Annotated in this window: 2 protein-coding genes and 1 pseudogene; 1 reads left to right on the forward strand and 2 read right to left on the reverse strand. The window is 35.5% G+C overall.

The features are described 5' to 3' along the window. Positions 1-445 (reverse strand): annotated as a pseudogene (locus tag ON09_RS23490) (hypothetical protein); the annotation flags it as partial. A 202-nt stretch (positions 446-647) separates the two neighbouring features. Here ON09_RS23490 and ON09_RS23495 point away from each other — a divergent pair. Further along, positions 648-1,313, forward strand: coding sequence for an HAD family hydrolase (locus ON09_RS23495; protein WP_029204598.1), 666 nt, complete (start codon positions 648-650; stop codon positions 1,311-1,313). A gap of 50 nt (positions 1,314-1,363) precedes the next feature. Here the strand turns inward: ON09_RS23495 and ON09_RS23500 are convergent. After that, on the reverse strand, positions 1,364-1,984 hold a 621-nt coding region (locus tag ON09_RS23500), incomplete at its 5' end, for an aldose epimerase family protein (RefSeq protein ID WP_010603516.1).

The following is a 1,984-nucleotide window of genomic DNA, read 5'->3' on the forward strand; positions in this document are numbered from 1 at the left end:
AAATTGCCCGTTCTTGTGATAAATTGAATTGAAGCGCCAATAGTTTGCGGGCCAAAATATTCATTTCCGGAAACTTAGCATACAGATGATCGATAAATGAATAACGCAACACGAGCAATTCTGAATCTTCAAGTGCCTGAAATTTTTCATGGTAAAGTGGTTTGAGCGTATTCGGATTACGGACATGTCCCACAATATGGTTTTCATCAGTAATTAGGGTGGTGATGTCTTTTCCTTCATCAACAATAAAGCCTCTGAACAAACCTTTCAAAATAATGAATACGCAGTCTTCTTCCTCATTATCAGTACAATTCACTACTTCATTCTTTTTTACTACAACCTGATAAGTTTCCTTTCTTGCTAAAGTAATTATTTGTTTAGATAGTGGATGGAGGCTATTTAAAAACTGAATAAGATGCTCACCGTCATCTTTTACTGAACTCATAAATACAAAATTTATATCTGGAATAACTACATGCAATGTATTACTTGTCAGCAAATTTTCCAAATAAAAAAGACTAATATGATGAGTTTTCGGAAGATTAAAAATCCCGGTAAACTGAAGACCGTTCTGATATTTTAAAATTGATTTTAATCATTAAACTATTTTAACATTAACCTTGAAAAATTCTGATAATTTTGTGGCTATGACGACTAAAAAACCTAAAGCATTTCTCTTCGATTTGAATGGTACGATGATTAACGATATGGAATATCACAACCATGCATGGCATTCCATATTAACTAAAGATTTGGGCGCAAGTATTAGTTTCGAGGCTGTAAAGAAAGAAATGTATGGCAAAAATCAGGATCTGCTGGAACGTGTTTTTGGGGTTGGCTATTTCTCACAAGAACAAATTGATCAAATATCTATTGAAAAAGAACACCGTTATCAATCGGCCTACAAGAAACACTTAACGCTGATTCCAGGATTAGCTGATTTTTTAAACGAGGCAAAAGAATTGGGTATTTTGATGGCAATAGGCTCTGCGGCCATTCCCTTCAACATTAATTTTGTGCTCGATAACTTAAATGTTCGCTCTTACTTTTCGGCTATTGTAAGCGCTGAAGATGTTCAAAATAGCAAACCAGATCCGGAAACGTTTACCAAGGGAGCCAATATTTTAGGTGTTCAGTTCGATGAATGTGTGGTTTTCGAAGATGCGCCGAAGGGTGTTGAAGCGGCACAAAACGCAGGTATGAAATGCGTTGTATTGACTACCATGCACACAGCCGATGAATTTTCTGCCTACAACAATATCATCGCATTTATTGAAGATTATAACGATCCTATTTTAAAGAATCTGCTTTAAAAAGATCAGGGTTGCAAATGCAACCCTGATCTTACTTTGAAAATATTAGATTATTTCGAAAATTTATAAATCGAACTCGTTTTATAAACCTGCCCTGGCTTTAGCACCGTTGATGGAAAAGCTGGTTGATTCGGCGAATCGGGAAAGTGTTGCGTCTCCATACAAAATGCCGTTCTAAAATCATCTTTCGATCCACCTTTGAAAGTATTTTTACTTTGCATGAAGTTACCGCTATAAAACTGAAGTCCAGGCTCTTGTGTGTAAACATCCATCGTAATCCCGGTTTTGTCGCCCTTAACACTGGCTGCCTGATACATGCCCATACCTTTTGTTTTATTTAATGCATAATTATGATCATAACCTTTTCCGAAAGTTAATTGCTCATTTTTATCATTGATTCGAGCACCAATAGTGTTTGCAGTAGTGAAATCAAAAGGTGTATTTTTAACTTTATCGATTTTACCGGTAGGAATTAATGTAGAATCAACCGGGGTATATTCATCAGCAAATATTTTAACTGAATGATTTAATACATCACCACTGCCCTCTCCATTGAGATTAAAAAAGGCATGATTGGTTAAATTTAAAACAGTTGTTTTATCAGTCGTGGCCTGATAGTTCATTTTCAGTTCATTAGCATCTGTTAAGGTGTAAGTAACCGAAACCTTTAA

Source organism: Pedobacter agri PB92 (assembly GCF_000258495.1).
Classification (GTDB): Bacteria; Bacteroidota; Bacteroidia; order Sphingobacteriales; family Sphingobacteriaceae; genus Pedobacter; species Pedobacter agri.

Excerpts from the sequence above, each read along its gene's own strand:
- ON09_RS23495 (WP_029204598.1), top strand. The coding sequence starts at position 648 with ATGACGACTAAAAAACCTAAAGCATTTCTCTTCGATTTGAATGGTACG.